15 protein-coding genes and 2 riboswitches are annotated in these 18,916 nt (G+C 59.9%); of the genes, 11 read left to right on the top strand and 4 right to left on the bottom strand.

What is annotated here, in order from left to right; all coding sequences use genetic code 11:
- The first annotated feature begins 38 nt into the window (after positions 1–38).
- Both AC1DX3_RS04040 and AC1DX3_RS04035 read left to right on the top strand, forming a co-directional pair.
- Complete coding sequence (locus tag AC1DX3_RS04040) at positions 39–2,036, top strand: alpha/beta hydrolase family protein (RefSeq protein ID WP_476987944.1); 1,998 nt, start codon at positions 39–41, stop codon at positions 2,034–2,036.
- Between the two features lie 202 nt (positions 2,037–2,238).
- Complete coding sequence (locus tag AC1DX3_RS04035; RefSeq protein ID WP_476987943.1) at positions 2,239–5,199, top strand: TonB-dependent receptor plug domain-containing protein; 2,961 nt, start codon at positions 2,239–2,241, stop codon at positions 5,197–5,199.
- Positions 5,200–5,363: 164 nt separating this feature from the next.
- On the opposite strand, the gene AC1DX3_RS04030 is transcribed toward AC1DX3_RS04035, so the two are convergent.
- Positions 5,364–6,152 (bottom strand): PhoH family protein, encoded by a 789-nt coding sequence (locus AC1DX3_RS04030; RefSeq protein WP_476987942.1) that lies wholly within the window; start codon positions 6,150–6,152, stop codon positions 5,364–5,366.
- A 350-nt stretch (positions 6,153–6,502) separates the two neighbouring features.
- On the opposite strand from AC1DX3_RS04030, the gene AC1DX3_RS04025 reads away from it, so the two are divergent.
- Entirely contained in the window at positions 6,503–7,030 is a 528-nt protein-coding gene (locus AC1DX3_RS04025) for a gamma carbonic anhydrase family protein (protein WP_476987941.1), read from the top strand.
- A 279-nt stretch (positions 7,031–7,309) separates the two neighbouring features.
- Here AC1DX3_RS04025 and rnhA read toward each other — a convergent pair whose 3' ends face one another.
- A complete protein-coding gene (gene rnhA, locus AC1DX3_RS04020; protein ID WP_476987940.1) occupies positions 7,310–7,765 on the bottom strand; it encodes a ribonuclease HI in 456 nt (151 codons plus the stop codon).
- Between the two features lie 42 nt (positions 7,766–7,807).
- On the bottom strand, positions 7,808–8,752 hold the full coding sequence (gene ispH / locus AC1DX3_RS04015; protein WP_476987939.1) for a 4-hydroxy-3-methylbut-2-enyl diphosphate reductase: 945 nt from the start codon (positions 8,750–8,752) through the stop codon (positions 7,808–7,810).
- A gap of 194 nt (positions 8,753–8,946) precedes the next feature.
- On the opposite strand from ispH, the gene AC1DX3_RS04010 reads away from it, so the two are divergent.
- The 4 genes from AC1DX3_RS04010 to AC1DX3_RS03995 all read left to right on the top strand — a co-directional run bounded on the left by AC1DX3_RS04010 (position 8,947) and on the right by AC1DX3_RS03995 (position 13,573).
- Positions 8,947–9,624 carry a Tat pathway signal sequence domain protein gene (locus tag AC1DX3_RS04010; protein ID WP_476987938.1) on the top strand — a complete coding sequence of 226 codons (678 nt, stop codon included), beginning with the start codon at positions 8,947–8,949 and terminating at the stop codon, positions 9,622–9,624.
- A 65-nt stretch (positions 9,625–9,689) separates the two neighbouring features.
- Positions 9,690–11,525 carry an arginine--tRNA ligase gene (argS, locus tag AC1DX3_RS04005; protein WP_476987937.1) on the top strand — a complete coding sequence of 612 codons (1,836 nt, stop codon included), beginning with the start codon at positions 9,690–9,692 and terminating at the stop codon, positions 11,523–11,525.
- A 101-nt stretch (positions 11,526–11,626) separates the two neighbouring features.
- The gene (locus tag AC1DX3_RS04000) at positions 11,627–12,760 is read left to right on the top strand and encodes a tetratricopeptide repeat protein (protein ID WP_476987936.1); all 1,134 of its coding nucleotides are present in this window, start codon (positions 11,627–11,629) and stop codon (positions 12,758–12,760) included.
- Between the two features lie 123 nt (positions 12,761–12,883).
- The gene (locus AC1DX3_RS03995; RefSeq protein ID WP_476987935.1) at positions 12,884–13,573 is read left to right on the top strand and encodes an NYN domain-containing protein; all 690 of its coding nucleotides are present in this window, start codon (positions 12,884–12,886) and stop codon (positions 13,571–13,573) included.
- Between the two features lie 157 nt (positions 13,574–13,730).
- On the opposite strand, the gene AC1DX3_RS03990 is transcribed toward AC1DX3_RS03995, so the two are convergent.
- Positions 13,731–14,168 carry a DUF488 domain-containing protein gene (locus tag AC1DX3_RS03990; protein WP_476987934.1) on the bottom strand — a complete coding sequence of 146 codons (438 nt, stop codon included), beginning with the start codon at positions 14,166–14,168 and terminating at the stop codon, positions 13,731–13,733.
- A gap of 92 nt (positions 14,169–14,260) precedes the next feature.
- A riboswitch (glycine riboswitch) is annotated at positions 14,261–14,350 on the top strand.
- Positions 14,351–14,439: riboswitch (glycine riboswitch) on the top strand. It begins immediately after the preceding riboswitch.
- 40 nt (positions 14,440–14,479) lie between these two features.
- On the opposite strand from AC1DX3_RS03990, the gene gcvT reads away from it, so the two are divergent.
- Genes gcvT through gcvPB form a run of 4 tightly spaced genes read left to right on the top strand, consistent with a single transcriptional unit; the run spans position 14,480 to position 18,875 of the window.
- Positions 14,480–15,610 (top strand): glycine cleavage system aminomethyltransferase GcvT, encoded by a 1,131-nt coding sequence (gene gcvT / locus AC1DX3_RS03985; RefSeq protein ID WP_476987933.1) that lies wholly within the window; start codon positions 14,480–14,482, stop codon positions 15,608–15,610.
- Between the two features lie 10 nt (positions 15,611–15,620).
- A complete protein-coding gene (gcvH, locus tag AC1DX3_RS03980; protein WP_476987932.1) occupies positions 15,621–15,986 on the top strand; it encodes a glycine cleavage system protein GcvH in 366 nt (121 codons plus the stop codon).
- Positions 15,987–15,996: 10 nt separating this feature from the next.
- The gene (gcvPA, locus tag AC1DX3_RS03975) at positions 15,997–17,334 is read left to right on the top strand and encodes an aminomethyl-transferring glycine dehydrogenase subunit GcvPA (RefSeq protein ID WP_476987931.1); all 1,338 of its coding nucleotides are present in this window, start codon (positions 15,997–15,999) and stop codon (positions 17,332–17,334) included.
- Positions 17,334–18,875, top strand: a complete 1,542-nt coding sequence (gene gcvPB, locus AC1DX3_RS03970; RefSeq protein ID WP_476987930.1) for an aminomethyl-transferring glycine dehydrogenase subunit GcvPB — start codon at positions 17,334–17,336, stop codon at positions 18,873–18,875. The genes gcvPA and gcvPB overlap by 1 nt, the downstream gene beginning before the upstream one ends.
- Positions 18,876–18,916 lie beyond the last annotated feature (41 nt).

Below are 18,916 nucleotides of genomic sequence, written 5' to 3'. Positions count from 1 at the left end.
CGCCTATGCCTAAACCAATGAAAAACCTTAAGTTTCTCATGAAGACGGTCGCCCTCGCGACGCTGGCTGCGGCGCTCACCGGTTCCATGGCGACCCTGGTTCAGGCAGGTAGCTACACGCCGCCGGCCAAGCCGATGTCGATCGACGACATCGCGCAATATCCCGCCATCACCAATGTCGTCATTTCGCCCGACGGCAAGCACATTGCCGCCCTTGTCGCGGCCAAGGGTCAAAAGTGGCCGGTGATTTCGATCTGGGACGCCACCGACCTCAGCAAGACGCCGATCTGGATTCCGTCGGCGACGCAACGCATTGTCGGCGTCAACTTCTTCACCTCACAGAAGATCTACTTCGTCACCGAACAGGCGATCAACGGTTATGACGGCAAGCCGACCTTCACCAACAAGCTCTATTATGCCGACCTGGAAGGCAAGCATATCGAAGAGCCGTTCAAGATCACCGGCACGCTGAACAAGGATGTTCGCGATCAGTTGGAGCGCGGCATTTCGACCACCATTTTCAACAACAACCTTTACGATCCGAACAAGGTGCTGATGGCCGGCGTCGACCCCGAATCGTTCGTGCAGAAGATTTTCGAACTCGATACCGAAACCGGCAAGACCAAAACCCTGGTCCTGGGCAGCGACGAATTCACCTTTCTGTCCGAGGGCGTCGACCTCAATACCGGCGATCCGCGGCTGAAGGCGCAGGTCACGCCGGAAGGCGGCGAATATATGTACAAAGTCTATTACAAGGACGACAGCGGGGCGTGGGTTTACCAGGCGCCGCTCAGCTACCTGGTCAAGGACCGCAAGAAGATCGACGTCCTGGGTTATGACAGCGATCCCGGCAAGCTGTTGGTCGCGTCGAATCTGAACAGTGATCACGTCGCGGTCTATGATTACGATATCAAGACCCAGACCTTTGCCGCCGAGCCTTTATTCGCCAATGAAAAGTACGATATTGCCGGCCTCGGCTTCGATATCGACCGCGTTCACAGGACGACGTCCGTCTTCGACGTCGCCGTGGCGGGGCCGGAAACCAGCGTCGCCTATCTCGACGACACGTGGGCGGCCGCCCAGGCGTCGTTGAAGGCCGCTTTCCCGGGCAAGGATATCACCTTGCGCATCAATCGCGACACCAAGGATACAGCCGTCGTCGAGGTGTCGGCCGAGAACTTCCCGCCGCAATATTATCTCTACAAGGACAGTAAGGTCGTTTCGCTGGGCGGGGAACGGCCGTGGATCGATCCGGCGACCTTGGGCAAGCCGGAGTTCGTCACCTATAAGGCGCGCGATGGTTTGGATATTCCGGCCTATATTACCTATCCGAGCGGCTGGACGCCCGACCAGGGACCGGTGCCGTTGATCGTCCTGCCGCACGGCGGTCCGTGGGCGCGCGACGAGGGCGGCTGGGATGCGACCGGTTGGCCGCAGTTCTTTGCCACGCGCGGCATTGCCGTCATCCAGCCGCAGTATCGCGGCTCGGAAGGGTGGGGCGACAAGTTATGGAAGGCCGGGGATAACGAGTGGGGCCAGAAGATGTCGGACGATAATGACGATGCTGCGGCCTATATGGTTTCCAGGGGCGTCGCCGATCCGAAGCGGATGGCGATCTTCGGTTACTCCTATGGCGGGTTCGCCGCCATGGCCGCCAGTGTCCGCCCGAACAGCCCGTATAAGTGCGCCATTGCCGGGGCAGGGGTATCGAGCCTGCAACGCATCGGCAACCTGTGGGGCGGCAGCCACATCCAGCGTGACATTCAGGGACACACGGTGGCCGGCATGGATCCTTTGAAGAATGTCGCCAACGCCAATATTCCGATCATGCTGTTCCACGGCGATCACGATCGCCAAGCCGATACCGACCACTCACGCATGTTCTATGCCGCCATGAAGTCGGCAGGCAAGGATATCGAATATCATGAAATCAAGGGGATGTGGCACACCATACCCTGGCATGTCGAATGGCAGGAAGAAGCCCTGGGTTATATCCAGGACTACCTCAAAAGCCCGAAGTGCGGTCTGATCAATTGATCAATAAAGTGTAAATAATGCTATAATTATAAAGCCCCGCAAGTTCGCTTGCGGGGCTTTTTGCGACAAAAGTGCGACATCATAATCACACGTATGACGTAACTTTCTTTTGCAACCACTTCGCTATTGCGTCACGATTGTGACGAGATAGTGTCTCCATCGACACCGGGGAATTGTCATTCTGCCACATTGGAGCTTCTTAATGTTGAAACCGAACCACACCCGCAAATGGCTGTTAGCTGGTACCGTTCTGACCTCGCTGGTCATCGGTCTGCCGGTCATGGCGCAAGATGCCGCCCCGGCGACTCAGGACCCGGCCGCCCAGGACACGACGACGCCCCCGGCCGCCGCGCCTGCCGAAGACACCGGTACCGAAGTCGTTATCACCGGATCGCGCATCCGCAAGAGCACTTTCAACTCCGCTTCGCCGGTTCAGGTGATCACGGCCGAAAAGTCCAGCCTGTCGGGCATGGTCAATCCCGCCGAAGTTCTGCAAGGCGCATCGGTCGCCAATGGCGCCGGTCAGATCAACAGCACCTTCACCGGCTATATCGTTGGCGGTGGTGACGGTATCAACACCCTGTCGCTGCGCGGCCTCGGTGCCAACCGCACCCTGATCCTGATCAACGGCCGCCGCATGCCGCCGGCCGGCATCAGCGGCACGGTCGGCCCGGTCGACCTCAGCTTCATCCCGCAACAGGTGGTATCGCGCTATGAAATCCTGACCGACGGCGCATCGTCGATCTACGGTTCCGATGCCGTTGCCGGTGTCGTCAACATCATTACCGACAAGAATTATGACGGCTTCCAGATCGAAGCCACCGACCGCATGTCGGAAGAGAAAGGCGCTGACGAATATACGCTGAGCGCCAAGTGGGGCAAGACCTTCGACAAGGGCAGCTTCCTGGTCAGCGGTCAGTATTATGAGCGTCAGGCTCTGCGTTACTCGGATCGCAAGGCGCTGTCGTGCTCGCGTCTTCTGCGCACCAAGCCAGACGGCACCAGCGCCGACCGCATCGACCCGCGTACCGGCGAAACCAAGTGCTACAACCCGTCGGGCATCTTCCAGGGCAGCGTCTACGACAATATCACCGGCGACATCTTCTTCTACACGCCGGGCCTGAACCAAAGCGGCCGCCTGCCGGGCGGTTTCACGCAATATGACGGCACGAATGCCGCCTATGAATACGACAATCCCCCGGAAGCGCTGAACACGACCGCGATTTCTCCGGCCAAGGATTTCAACCTGTATGCCCAGGGCAATTATCGCCCCGACTGGCTGGGCGGCGGTGAACTCTACACCGAAGCGATGTTCGGTGAACGCAAGTCGTCCCAGACCGCCTGGGGTGAATTGTTCCCCTACTATTCGAACAATTCCAGCGTCAACATCCTGCCGGACACCATCGGTTACGGCCCGCAGCAGATCTACGCCCAGCCGGTTGTCCTGCACCCGTCCAACTCCAGCCAGAAGGTCGATCTCGGCCGCTTGCTGGGTGGCGTTCGTGGCGACATCGGCACCTGGCAGTACGACGCCTACGTGTCCTATTCGAAGAGCGTCGGCAAATATGACGACGACGTCGTCTATGCCGACCGCGTCAACTGGGGTACCGGCTTCGACCAGAACCAATTCATCAATATCGACGAATGCGGCGCCGGCGCACCGGCCGGTTGCGTCCCGCTCAACCTGTTCTCCCCCGACGCCCTGTTGTTGGGCAAGCTGACCCCGGCCGAAGAAGCCTATTACTTCACGGTCGACCACGGCAAGACCGACTATACCCAGACGACGGCTGAAGCTTCGCTCACCGGCGACATCATGCAACTGCCCGCCGGCGCCCTGGGCGGCGCCTTCGGTATCAGCTTCCGTGAAGACAAGATCGATGACACGCCCGGTGCGCTGTCGCTGAGCGGCAACTCCTACAATCGCACCAGCTCCGGCGAAACCAAGGGTACGGACCGGTTGTCGGAAATCTACGGCGAACTGGAAATTCCGCTCCTCAAGGGCCACCGGTTTGTTGAAGACCTGACGGTCAACCTGTCCGGTCGCGTCAGCGATTACAAGAGCGTCGGCACCGCCTATACCTATAAGGCCGGTTTCGATTGGGCTGTCGACGACATCTTCCGCGTTCGCGGTACGGCAGGCACTTCGTTCCGCGCTCCGGCTCTGTACGAATTGTACCTGAACGACCAGACCGGCTATCTGAACCAAACCTCGGTCGACCCCTGCATTCGCTATAACCAATTGGGACCAGACGGCGATTTCAAGGTCAATGCCACGATCCGCGCCAACTGCGCCGCCGATGGTGTGCCGGGCGATTACACGGGTAACAACCCGTCGGCCCTGATCACCACGGGCGGTGGCCTGGATCTGAAGCCGGAAACCTCCTACGCCACGACTCTCGGCTTCGTCCTGACGCCGCCGAACACCGGCTTCAAGTTCGCCATGGACTTCTGGAAGATCAAGATCAGCGACCAGATCACCTCCAACGGTGCCGCCGTTATCGCCGCCTGCTATAACAGCGTCCAGTTCCGTTCCCAGCCGGGCTTCTGCGACGACTTCACCCGCGATATGAATTCGGCCTCGCCGACCTATAACGGCATTCTGACCATCGACGGCAGCTATCGTAACATTCCGACCGAAGCTTCGGCCGGTATCGACTTCACGGCGAACTATTCGCATGAATTCAACTACGGCAAGCTGACCTCGGACGCGACCTTCACCTACTACAAGTACGACAAGCAGCAGCAGTATGAAGGCGCCGATGTCATCAACTATACGGGTACGATCGGCCAGCAACACTGGGCGGGCGACATTCAAACGGCCTTCCAGCACAAGGATTGGACGGTCGCCTGGACGGTCAACTATGTCGGTAACGCCAGCAATATCGGCTTCTTTGGCGAAACCGGCCTGACCGCCTCCGGCAACAGCTATGTCGCCGAAGTGCCCCCGTTCGTCACCCACGACCTGTCGTTCCGTTACCGCGCCAAAACCTTCACGGTTGTTGCTGGCGCGCGTAACATCCTGAACAAGTTCGCACCGACCATCGGTTCCGGTGTGGCTTCGGGTTCGGCCGGCCGGATCGGTGAAATTCCGTTCTCCAGCCAGTACACCTATTCCGGCCTGATCGGCCGTCAGTTCTTTATCGACATCTCGAAGGACTTCTAATTGGAAAAGACGTTGAGTTGACCTGAACGTCTTTTCGTCAACAGGTTGAATAGTGAAGGCGGCAGGGGTGACCCTGCCGCCTTTTCCTTTGCGCGGGTGCGTAAAAAAGTCTCCCGGCCAGAGACCGGGAGACTGAGTAGCCTTCGGGGAGGAAGGGGAACGGGTTAGAGAACGCCGAGCATCTGCGCCACCAGGGGATGGCGGACGATGTCCTTGTCCTTGAGGCGGACGACGGCGATGGTGTCAACGGCTTCGAACTTGTCGGCGACATCGCCAAGGCCAGAAAGGCCGGTGAGCAGGTCGGATTGTTGCGGATCGCCGGTGACGACCATGGTCGAGTTCCAGCCGAGGCGTGTCAGCAGCATCTTGAGCTGGACATAGGTGCAGTTCTGGGCTTCGTCGATGACGACAAAGGCGTTGTTGAGCGTGCGGCCGCGCATATAGCCGACCGGGGCGATTTCGATCAGGCCTTCGGCCATCAGCGCCTTGACGCGCTTCATGCTGAGGCGGTCGGTGAGGGCGTCGTAGAGCGGGCGTAAGTAAGGCGCCAGCTTGTCTTCCATGTCGCCGGGCAAGAAGCCGATCGATTCTCCGGCTTCGACGGCCGGGCGCGACAGGACGATGCGGCCGACCTTGCCGGCTTCGAGGGCTTCGACGGCCTTGGCGATGGCAAGATAGGTTTTACCGGTACCTGCGGGCCCAAGCGCCAGGACGAGGTTCTTTTCATCGATGGCGTTGATCATGGCGGCCTGGCCTTCGGACTTCGGCTTGATCGTCTTGACGTAGGATTGGTCGCGGTCTTCGTTCGAGGGAGCCCCTTGGCCGTTCATAGGATTCCATGCACTGGCGCCACCGGTATGAACACTGAGGCGGCGGACCTTGGTGTCGGAGGCATATTGCTCTGTGTCCAGAGTACCTTCGCGCATAAAGCGTTTGACGGATCGCTTGGTCATGGATGGGCTCCTTGAAGACATGAAAAAGGGCGAGGCCCGTGAAGGCTCGCCCTGGATACGATGGGGAGGAAGGAATGGGGTGAACGTCCGCAGGGGGCGCCACCATCGGCCGTCGGGCCGGCGTTCGGCGGTGGGGAGAAAATCAGGGTGAAATACGCGACCCGTCTAACCACTTTTACCTCTAAGGCTGAAACCTTAAACGATTCCGCCGGTCCGGAGCGGAAGTGATTCCCGCCCTGTCTCGACGCTACCAGATTCGTTTACTATGGTTAGCGATATATTAAAAATACCGGCCGCCGTGACAATTTCGCAAAAACATCATAAAGGGAACACGCTTGTGGAGAGAAGCCATGCCGCTATATCGACTGGGTTTGAAGACACCGAAGCTGCCGGCGGACGAGCGTTATTGGATCGCGCCGGATGCCGATATTATCGGTGACGTGACCCTGGGCGAAGACGCAAGTGTCTGGTTTCACGCGGTTATTCGTGGAGACAATGATCCTATTGTTATTGGTGCGCGGACCAATGTCCAGGATGGTGCGGTGCTGCATTCCGACGACGGCGTGCCTCTGACCATCGGCGATGACGTGACGATCGGGCACAAGGCCATGATCCATAGTTGCACGGTGGGGGAGGGGAGCCTGATTGGAATCGGCGCGGTGATATTGGGGCATGCACGGATCGGGGCGTGTTCGATCGTTGGGGCCGGGGCTTTGGTGCCGGAGGGTAAAGAGTATCCGGACGGCGTGTTACTGGTCGGCTCGCCGGCGCGGGTGGTGCGCGAACTGACACCGGAGCAGATCGGCATGCTGAAACATTCAGCGGCACATTATGTCAGGAATTGGCGGCGGTATAAGCGGGATTTGGTGGCGTTGTAGGCGTGACTTCGCGTCGGAAGGCGCCATGCGTGGCGCATATCGCAAGGCTTTATCCGCAAATTACGCAGATTACGCAGATGAAGATGGCCGCTACCGCGGCCAGTATGGGGCGATGTGGGTGGATCATCGTGATGCGTAGCGTCATGAAGACCTGATATTGACGTTTCGCGCCGGAAGCGTGGGGTTAGCCGACGCAGTGTTTCTCATCTGCGTAATCTGTGGATCAAACCTTACCGCCCTCAAATCCGGACACGGCGGCAAGAAAAGGCATGACCCGTTTTACGCCCGCATTCGGGCTTCTTCGATGCCTTTGTTGGCCAGTTGGTCGGCGCGTTCGTTGAGTTCGTCGCCGGCATGGCCCTTGACCCAGTGCCATTTAATTTTGTGCGGGGCGCAGGCGGCGTCGAGGCGCTTCCACAAGTCGTCATTCTTGACCGGTTTCTTGTCGGCGGTCTTCCAGCCGCGCGCCTTCCAGCCGCGGATCCATTCCGACATGCCCTTCAGGACATATTGGCTGTCGACATAAAGAGCGACGTCGCTCGGTTTCTTCAGGGCTTCGAGGCCGGAGATGACCGCCATCATTTCCATGCGGTTATTGGTCGTCTGCGGCTCATAGCCGTAGAGTTCCTTTTCGTGGACGCCGGACATCAGGACGGCGCCCCAGCCGCCGGGGCCGGGATTACCCTTGCAGGCGCCGTCGGTATAGAGGGTGACTTTGGGTCGATCGGAGGTCATGGGGGCCTTATAGCGGAGTCGCGGGGGCGGGAAAGCCCCTGTTTACGCTTCGGTCAGGACACGCGGCAGTTTGAAGGTTACGGTTTCGCGGACACCGGCGTTTTCGATGATCTCGGCGTCATAGCGCGCCGCCACGGCTGCGACCAGGTCGGTGATCAGGTTTTCCGGCGCCGAGGCTCCGGCCGAAATGYCGAGTGTCCTGACGTCGTCGAACCACGACCAGTCGACGTTCGAGGCATCGTCGATCAGGTAGGCCGCCTTGGCCCCGGCGCGCATGGCGACTTCGACCAGGCGTTGGGAATTGGACGACTTGGCCGAGCCGATGACGAGGACGAGGTCGCAATCGCCGCTGACCGACTTGACCGCCTCCTGGCGGTTGGTGGTGGCGTAGCAGATGTCTTCCTTGTGCGGCACGGCGATCGATGGGAAACGCGATTGCAGGGCAGCGACGATTTCGGCGGTGTCGTCGACCGACAAGGTGGTCTGGGTGACGAAGGCCAGATTGGCCGGGTCGATCGGTGTAAAGACGCGCGCCTGTTCGACGGTTTCGATCAGCTTGACGGCGCCGTCGGGCAGTTGCCCCATGGTGCCGATGACTTCGGGGTGGCCGGCATGGCCGATCAGGATGATTTCGCGACCTTCGGAGAAGTGGCGTTCGGCCTCAACATGGACCTTGGAGACCAGGGGGCAGGTGGCATCGAGGAAGAACATCTTGCGGTCGCGCGCGGTTTCCGGGACGGATTTCGGTACGCCGTGGGCGGAAAAGACCACCGGACGGTCGGGCGGACACTGGTCCAGCTCCTTGACGAAGACGGCGCCGAGGGATTTCAGGCGGTCGACGACGTGGCGGTTATGGACGATCTCGTGGCGGACATAGACGGGGGCGCCGTACAGTTCGAGGGCGCGTTCGACGATTTGGATGGCGCGATCGACTCCGGCGCAAAAGCCGCGCGGCGTGGCGAGATAGACGGTCAGGGAAGGGCTCATGCCTGTCTACATAAGCGTTTTCGGGCCGCTTTGCCAGATGAAAGGTCCGGTTTGATTAAGTTGTCACAGGTGACCGCTATCCGCCGTGTTTTGGCCGTAGTCGCTCGATAAAACTCTTTGAAAAGCGAAACCAAAGCGCTACACAGCGTTACGGGGGCCTTCGCTTGTTCCCGGATGAATTACAAGGATCCTCTATGTCCGTTCTCTCGCGTCGCCTCATGTCAGGTCTGGCTCTCGGTCTTCTGCTCAGTGCCGGAACCCTGGCTGTCGCCCATGCGCAGGACCAGGGGCAGGGCGGTGGCGATAACGACCAGGCAGCCAAGCAGAAGCGCGACGAGGAATTCGACGGCAAGAACCTGCGCATGAAAGAAATCAAGGCGGAAGGGCCGTGCCCCTTCGTCAAGGTGCTGTACGACGCTGCCCGCTATCAGGAATTCAAGGACAACAAGGAATCCACCCAGGCGGCGCAATGGACCGGCGAAATCAACGGTATCGCTTCGGATTGCGCCTATAAGGGCACGGATCCGATCAAGGTCGCCATGGATATCAGCTTCTCCCTGGGCCGCGGCGATGCTGCTGTTGGGCAGAGCAAGGTCTATCACTACTGGATTGCTGTGACCGAAAAGGACAAGACGGTACTGGCCAAGCAGGAATTTGAGCTGCCGGTGACCTTCGCCAATGGCGAACCGAAGATCGACGTTAATACGCGCATCGAGGATATAGTTATTCCGCGCGCCAATATCACGGTGGCCGGCTCGAATTTCGAAGTCCTGGTCGGTTTCGACGTGACGCCGCAAATGGTCGAGTTCAACCGCGAAGGCAAGCATTTCCGCTATGTCAGCCCGGTCGAAAAGAAGCAACCGGCCCAATAGGACTTGTCTTTGACGGCAGGCGTGGCGTATGGGGAGCGGTAAATTTTCCCCGGATTTCTTCTCCCATGTCTGACTTTGTCGAAGCCTTTGCCGATTCCCACGATTTTCGCACACAACTGAGCGATGTGACGTCGCGTGCCTTTGTCGCCGAAGGGTTTGACACTGCGGCCGGGCGCGTCAACGCGTCGGATCGTCCGGATTTGGCGGATTTTCAGTGCAATGGCGCTTTGGCCGTGGCGAAGGCGGCCAAGGCCAATCCGCGCGAGGTCGCCAGCAAAGTCGTGGCGCATCTGAAGGACGACGTGCGGATTCAGTCGCTGGATATCGCCGGACCGGGTTTTCTCAATTTCGTTTTGAACAACGGCGCCTTGAGCACGCGCGTCAATGACATCGCCGGCGACGCGCGTTTGGGCGCGCCGAAGGTCGCGGCCAAGCGCAAGGTGATCATCGATTTCGGCGGACCGAACGTCGCCAAGGAAATGCATATCGGCCATCTGCGGACGGCCGTGATCGGTGAGAGTTTGAAGCGCATCATGCGTTTCCTCGGCGACGACGTGGTCGGCGACGCCCATTTCGGCGACTGGGGCCTCCAGATGGGGCAATTGATCGTCGGCGTGTCCGAAGAGATGCCGGACTTACCCTATTTTGATGAAGACTATTCCGGCCCTTATCCCGAAGAATCGCCGGTGTCGCTGGCCGACCTTGGGCGCATCTATCCCAAGACCAGCGCGCGTATCGAGGCCAAGGATACGGATTTCCTGAACGCAGCGCGTAAGGCGACACGCGAGCTTCAGCATGGTCGCCCGGGCTATCGCGCCCTGTGGCAACATTTTGTCGTGGTCAGCCGCGAAGCGCTCAAGCGCGACTATGCCTCCCTGGGGGTAGAGTTCGACCTGTGGAACGGCGAATCCGACGCCGACCCATACGTCGAGCCGATGATTGAAGACCTGAAAGCAAAGGGATTGCTGGTCGACGATCAGGGCGCCCGCGTGGTCCACGTCGCCAGGCCGGGCGAGACGCGAAAAAAGAAGCTGGACGACGGCACGATCGTTGAGGGGCCGAGCCCGCCGCCATTATTGGTCGTATCCTCCGAAGGGTCGGCCATGTACGGTACGACCGACGTAGCCACCATCGTGCAACGCAAGGCCGAACAGCAGCCGGATCTCAGTCTCTATGTGGTAGACAACCGTCAGGCCGAGCATTTTGAGCAAGTGTTCAGAACCGCTTATCTCGCCGGCTATGCCGTACCTGGCCACCTGGAACATGCTGCCAATGGGACGGTCAACGGTCCGGACGGTAAGCCGTTCAAAACGCGCTCCGGCGGGACCTTGAAACTGCATGAACTGGTGTCGGAGGCCGTGGACAAGGCGACCGTTCGGTTGCACGAAACGGGCCTTGGCGAGGGGCTGTCGGAAGAGGCTTTTGCCGATACGGCGCACAAGGTCGCTGTGGCGGCGCTGAAGTTCGCCGAGTTGTCGAACCATCGCCTGACCAATTACATCTTCGACCTCGACCGTTTCATGAGCTTCGAGGGCAAGACCGGGCCGTATCTGCTCTATCAAGCGGTGCGGATGAAATCGATCCTGCGCAAGGCCGTTGAGCAAGACGTCGCGGCGGGTGCGATCGTGGTTGCCGAGCCGGCGGAACGCGAATTGGTGTTGTTATTAGACGCCTTCGACAATGCCTTGAAGGAAACCTATCTCAAGCGGGCGCCGAATATCCTGGCCGACCATGTTTACAAGCTGGCCCAGGCGTTTTCCAAGTTCTACGCCGCCTGTCCGGTGCTGGTCGGCGACGACGCGGCGGTTAAAGCGTCGCGTTTGGGGCTGGTGACGGTGACCCTGAAGCAGTTGGAATTGGGCCTCGACCTGATGGGATTGAGTGCTCCGGAGCAGATGTAAGCCGCTACAGGATAACAGCGTTTGTAACTTGCCGCGCGAGGCGCTAAGCGTACGGTAACCCCAAACAGTCCGTGCCGGGCTGACCTGTGCGGAGGCGAGCCATGACATTGATCGTGAAAACTGTGGCGGGTGGGGTATTAGCGGCTGGTGTCCTGATTGCCGGTGCCGTCTCAGCCATGCCACCGCCGCCATTGATCCTGATCGCCATTCCCGGCGACGCCGATGCGGACACGGTCGCCGCGGCGAAAGCCATGAATACGTCCATGACCAACGACGACGCCAACACGGCCATACATATGTTGATCGCTGCCGCTGCAGCACATCCCGATAGTGCGTTCGCCGTTTATGCCGAGGGCGTAGGCTTCTATCGCGGCGGTCAATTTGATGTCGCCCGCATATTGGCCGACAAGGCCATCGCCGCCGACCCCAAACGGGCGCCCTACTATTATCTAAGAGGGGCAGCCAGGCGGTATGATCCCAATGCCTGGGACGTCTACGACTCGCGCAATGCCATCATCGATTTCAAGAGCACCTACACACTCGATCCGAACTTCGAGTCCGCCTACCGTGAGCGTGGATCGGCGACACTCTATCTCAGCCGGTTGGCGCCCAATAACGACAGCGATTACGACGGCTCGGATATGGCGGATTTGGCCAAGGCGATCCAATTGGACCCGAATGATCCGGAAGCGCATTTTGCCGAAGGCATAGCCTACCTCGCCGGCGGGCAGTGGGCGGCGGCGCGCGACGACATGGCCAAGACCCTCGCACTAGGCATCGCCCGTAGTGAGGTCTATGAAAATATGGGCTATGCCGATTACAAACTTGGGCAAAAAGACCAGGCGGCAGCTGACTATCAAAAGACGCTGGAAGTCGATCCGAACAATGCCACGGCGCGGGACAATCTGGCGGCCTTGTCAAGCGGCGGAGACGTCGCGTGGGTGCCGCTGACCTTGCAGCCGTGGGTCGTGCAGATACGAGATTTGCAGTACAAATATTATGAGCAGGTGGCCGGAGCCAACGCCAATGCCAATGGCGAAACGGGCGAAACGGATACGTGTATCCGCGACGGAAACTGGTGGGCCGATATCCACAATGGCAATGACTATCTCAGTCAAATGATACCCTTGATGCGTTCAGAGTCGGACAAGAAGCAATATGGCCAGTCTCTTTCCGAGAGTCAGGCGCTTGAGGCGAAGGCCTTGCAGGATTGGCACGACGCCAACTGCGGCTGACTCCGAATTAATCGTCCGTCGGAGGAAACCTGCTGACAAACGCCCGGACTTGGAGTTTACTGTTACCAAAGTCTTAACGGGTGGTTCATGGCGTCGCGTGAGGGGAAGTCTGGGGGATGGAGGTTGCCGCTGTTTCGCAAGCGGGCCGCCTTCTATTTCGACGGTTTCAATCTCTATCACGCCGTCGATGCCTATAAGCGGCCCTATCTGAAATGGCTGAATCTCAAGGCTTTGGCGCGGGCGATCGCGCCGAAGTCCGAGGTCGTTAAGCGGGTCGTGTGGTGTTCGGCGCATCAACCGCAGAACAAAGCCAATATGAAGCGCCACGAGGACTATAGGAAGGCCTTGCAGGGGCAGGGCGTCATATGCCGCATGGGACATTTCGTGCATTCGACGGACGGCTGTAATAGCTGCGGCCATACCTGGCAGATGGCGGTCGAAAAGCAGGGCGATGTCAATCTCGCTTTGTCGATCGCGGCCGATGCTGAGGACGATCTGTTTGACGTCTGTTACCTGGTGACGGCCGACGGCGATCATGCGGCAACGGCGCGCTATCTGAAAGAGCGCTTCCCGAAGAAGAAGCTGGTTTTGGTGACGCCGCCCGGCCGCCAGCACAACCGCCATATCGAGCGCATGGCCGATCAGTGTGTGGAGATCGCCACGGCGCATCTTGAGGCGTCGTTATTGCCGCACATGGCCAAGTATAAGGCGCGCTTCCTGCGCAAGAGCGAAAAGGTCGAGCGGCCGATGGTCTATGACCCGCCGCAACTGCGCGAAAAGGGCCATTTGAAGCTGATCGTCAACAACGGCTAAGGGCAAACCCGCGATCGCTCCCCCAGCCGCTGCCTGCTACCAGAAGTAAGGTATTATGATGCCGTAAACTTCTATTCGGAGTGTCGCTTCCCGTAAAAAGGGCCTCGGCTACTCCGAATATCGCCATCGCGCGCGGTTTATCGGCAAATACGGTCGACTATAGGTGTTCGACCTTAAGCGTCTGGCCCCATTTGTCGTTGAGATAGTCGGCCAGGAAGCGGCGATGACAGTGGTGATAGTCGGCTTCAGAACACAGCAGGCAAGCGCCTTCGAACAACGCCGGCTTGTAGAGGTTTTCGACTGTTCGCTCGGCCAACAGGTTCAAATAGCCCTTCTGGAAGACTTGGAAGTCGCCCTTCTGTTTCTTAAAGGCAGTGAAGATGGCTTCGTTCGGAGCGAGGGCAGGTTCGTGGCTGTACTCCATACCGCCCAAAGCTTTCAGGAAAAAGGCAAGGTCCTCGGACTTGGCGAAGCCGGCCAGTTGCGAGCTGTTATGCAGGCGGACATCGATGACGCGCTTGACGCCGGCCTGTTTCAGCCGGGCGAAGAAATGCTGCGCCGTCGATTGGGTGAAGCCGATGGTAAACGTGGTCATGAGGCGAACTTACGCTGCATGGCTTTTTCTTCAAGAGGGCGTGTTATGACAAAACCTGCCTTGACTCTGCCCAAGTGTTAACGCACAAGCGAAACAACCTTACGGGAGAGTTCGTGACTCGTCACGACGCCGAAGGCGCAACCGCCCCGGAAACGCTCAGGCCCACGGACCGTAAGATAACTCAAACGCTGGAAAGTGAACCGGAAGGTTCCACCGACGGAGCAACGGCGCAAGCCTAAATCTCTCAGGTTCCAAGGACAGCGGGGGCGCAGAAACGATCATTCGTCATCCCTGTTTTGAGTGCTGCCCCCATGTCCGAAGACCTATTGAAATCCACACCTCTGTTCGATCGCCATGTCGCCCTTGGCGGCAAGATGGTGCCCTTCGCCGGCTATAACATGCCGGTGCAGTATGAAGGGGTGATGGCCGAGCACAAATGGACACGCGAAAATGCCGGCCTGTTCGATGTCTCGCATATGGGCCAGGCAAGGCTGACGGGCGAGGGCGCCATCGCCGTGCTGGAAGGTTTGACGCCGACCGACTTCTCGATTTTACTTCCGGGAAAGCAGAAATATTCTTTGCTGCTGGCTGAAGACGGCGGCATTCTTGACGACTGGATGGTGTCGCGTCCGGAGGCCAGCGGCTTCCTGCTGGTCGTAAACGCCGCTTGTAAGCATCAGGATTTCGACATCATTGCCGATTATATTGCCGATGATGAAACCGGCGCCGATGTTGAGTTCGAGGTCCTGGCCGATCGAGCCTTGCTGGCTTTGCAAGGTCCCAAGGCGTCGCAAGTGATGCAGTCGCTATGTCCGGCGGCGTGCGACTTATATTTCATGGAATGTGGAACCTTTGAGATCATGGGCGAGACCGCCTATGTGTCGCGCTCGGGCTATACCGGCGAGGACGGGTTCGAGATCAGCTTCCCCGAGGCGCGTGTCGCCGACCTGTGGGATCGCCTGCTGACCGATCCGCTGGTCAAGCCCATCGGCCTGGGTGCGCGCGACAGCCTGCGCCTGGAAGCCGGCATGCCGCTTTATGGTCATGAGATGGATGCCAGCTACACGTTGGTCGAGGCCAATCTCGGTTTCGCCATGAACAAGTCGCGGCTGAGCCGTGGCGATATCCGTGGTGGCGACCATATCACCGAACAACTGGCGGGAAAGCTCGATCGCGTCCGCGTGGCGCTGAAGCTGCTGAGCGGTCCGCCGGCGCGCGACGGCGCGAAGATACTGGCCAAGGACGGTACGGCTTTGGGCGTCGTGACATCCGGCGTGCCGTCGCCGAGCCTCGGTTATTCCATCGCCATGGGCTATGTGCCGCCGTCGCAAGCCGCGATCGGTCAGACCCTGGATATCGAAGTGCGCGGGAAGCCTTATTCCGCCGAAGTCGTCGCCTTGCCGTTCGTTAAGAACGGCTACCACCGCAAACCTAAAGCCTGAGGGTATCAAGATGAAGTTCACCAAGGATCATGAATGGGTCGAGATGCAGGGTGATGTCGCCCTGGTCGGGATCACCGCCTACGCCGCCAACGCTTTGGGCGATGTCGTCTTCGTCGAGGTGCCTGACGTCGGCAAGGTCATCAAGAAGGGCGACGGGTTCGCCGTCGTCGAAAGCGTCAAGGCGGCTTCCGACGTCTATGCGCCGGTGTCGGGCGAAGTGCTGGATGCCAATACCGAGCTGTCGAACAGCCCGGACGTCGTCAATGCCGCTCCGGAAGGCGCCGGTTGGATCGCCAAGCTGAAGTTGTCGGATCCCTCGGAGCTGGACGCCCTGATGGACCGCGCCGCCTACGAAGATTATCTCGCCACTCTGTAAGGTCTGTATCATGCGTTATTTGCCCCTGAGCGCGGACGACCGCGTCGCCATGCTGGAAAAGGTCGGCGCTACGTCGATCGATGAATTGTTCGTCGATGTGCCGGCGTCGGCCCGGCGCAGCGGTACGGTCGATTTGCCGAAATATGCCGGCGAACTGGAAGTCGAAGCGCAATTGCAAGCGTTCGCGGGGCAAAATGTCAGCCCGGCCAAGGTGCCGTTCTTCGTCGGCGCCGGCGCCTATCGCCATCATATCCCGGCGACGGTCGATCATATCATCCAACGCTCGGAATTCCTGACCAGCTACACGCCGTATCAGCCGGAAATCGCGCAGGGAACGCTCCAGGTCCTGTTCGAGTTCCAGTCGCAAGTGGCGCGATTGACGGGCATGCCGGTGGCGAATGCGTCGCTCTATGACGGCTCGACCGCCGCGGCCGAAGGCGTGCTGATGGCGACGCGCATCACCCGCCGCAACAAGGCGGTCATGTCGGGCGGCTTGCACCCGCATTATCGTGAAACGGTCGAAACCCTGGCCCACGCCGTCGGTATTGAAACTGAGGCTTGCGCCACGGCTGTCGACGCCGAGGACGACGTCTTGGCCCATATCGACGCCGACACGGCCTGTGTCGTCGTGCAAACGCCGAACGTTTTCGGTACGGCGACCGATGTCAGCAAGATTGCCGCCGCAGCCCAGGCCGCCGGCGCCTTGCTGATCGTCGTGGTCACCGAGGTTATGTCCCTGGGCCTCCTGAAATCGCCGGGCGAGATGGGCGCCGATATCGTCGCCGTCGAAGGCCAGTCGATCGGCGTGCCGCTGTCCTATGGCGGTCCCTATGTCGGTCTGTTCGCCGCCAAGGAAAAATACCTGCGCCAGATGCCCGGCCGGCTGTGCGGCGAGACCGTCGATGCCGATGGCGAGCGCGGTTTCGTTCTGACCCTGTCAACGCGCGAGCAGCATATCCGCCGCGACAAGGCGACCTCGAACATCTGTACCAATTCCGGCCTATGCGCCTTGGCCTTCTCGATCCATATGAGCCTGCTGGGCCAGGAAGGTTTGAAGCGCGTCGCCAAGATCAACTACGCCAAGGCGCATGCCCTGAAGGACCAGTTGGTTGCCGCGGGTCACGAGGTGGTAACGCCGCGCTTCTTCAATGAATTCACCGTCAAGCTGACCAAGCCGGCCATGGGCGTCGTCGAAGTCCTGGCAGCGAAGAATGTGCTGGGCGGCGTGCCGTTCGCGCGTTTGCAGAACGAACCGGGTTTTGAACATCATCTGATCGTGGCCGTCACCGAAACGGTGTCGGATGGCGATATGGCGGCGCTGGTCGCGGCCCTGAAAGAGGTAGCGTAATGGGTATGCAATCTGTCGGTCGGCCTTCGGCGCCGGAAATCGATGTCGAAATCACATCCTTCAAGTCGTTGCTGGGTGGGCGCGGCCTGTTGCAGAACGAGCCACTGATTTTCGAGAAGGACGACTATAATCGCACCGGCGTCGACTTCGCCGATATCGCCATTGACACATCGGATCTCGGCGATCTGGTGCGCGGCGATGATCTCGGATTGCCGGGGCTGACCGAGCCGGAAGCCATGCGCCACTATGTGCGACTGTCGCAAAAGAACCATGCCATCGACCTGGCGCTCTATCCGCTGGGGTCGTGCACCATGAAGCACAATCCGCGGCTCAACGAGAAGATGGCGCGCCTGCCGGGCCTGGGAGATATCCACCCGCTGCAGCCGGTTTCGACCGTGCAGGGCGCGCTGGGGCTCATCGACACCCTGGCGCATTGGCTGAAGACCCTGACCGGCATGCCCGCCGTCGCCATGACGCCGAAAGCCGGCGCCCACGGCGAGCTCTGCGGGCTCTTGGCCATCAAGGCGGCCCACGAGGCCCACGGTCAGGGCCATCGCCGTACGGTGCTGGTGCCGACGTCGGCCCACGGCACCAACCCCGCCACGGCGGCCTTTGTCGGTTACACGGTCAAGGAAGTCGCCCAGACCGCCGACGGCCGCGTTGACGTCGCCGACCTGGCCTCGAAGCTGGGGCCCGATGTCGCCGCCATCATGGTGACCAACCCCAATACCTGCGGATTGTTCGAGCGCGACATCATTGAGATCGCCCGCGTCACCCATGCCGCCGGCGCCTATTTCTACTGTGATGGCGCCAATTTCAACGCCATTGTCGGCCGGGTGCGCCCGGGCGATCTGGGCGTCGACGCCATGCACATCAATCTTCATAAGACGTTTTCGACGCCGCACGGCGGCGGCGGTCCGGGCGCCGGTCCGGTGGTGCTGTCCGAAGCCCTGGCGGCCTATGCGCCCAAGCCGTGGATTTTGGCGGGCGAGGGCGCATTCGATCTGGTTGAGCACGACGAGGGTGCGTCCAGCGCCAATTTCGGCCGCATGTGCGCCTTCCATGGTCAGATGGGCATGTTCATCCGCGCCCTGACCTATATGCTGAGCCATGGTTCCGACGGCCTGCGTCAGGTCGCCGAAGACGCGGTGTTGAACGCCAACTATATCAAGGCGTCGCTGAGCGATTTGATGAGCGTGCCGTTCCCGCAGGGGCCGTGCATGCACGAAGCCCTGTTCGACGATCGCTGGCTGGAAGGTTCGGACGTCACGACGCTCGATTTCGCCAAGGCGATGATCGACGAAGGTTTCCATCCGATGACCATGTATTTCCCGCTAGTCGTCCACGGCGCCATGCTGATCGAGCCGACGGAAACCGAATCCAAGGACGAATTGGACCGCTTTATCGCGGTGCTGCGCGCCCTGGCCGAAGCCGCCTTGAAGGGCGACGTGTCGCGTTTCAAGGGCGCGCCCTATCTGGCGCCGGCCAAGCGATTGGATGAGACGCGGGCGGCACGGCAACCGCGGCTGGCCTTTAGCTGAGGCGACTTGCGGCATCGCGCCCTGTTCCCCATCTAAGGGAA

This window comes from Asticcacaulis sp. P2_B1 (assembly GCF_056404915.1).
This window is presented reverse-complemented; position numbering and strand designations above follow the sequence as displayed.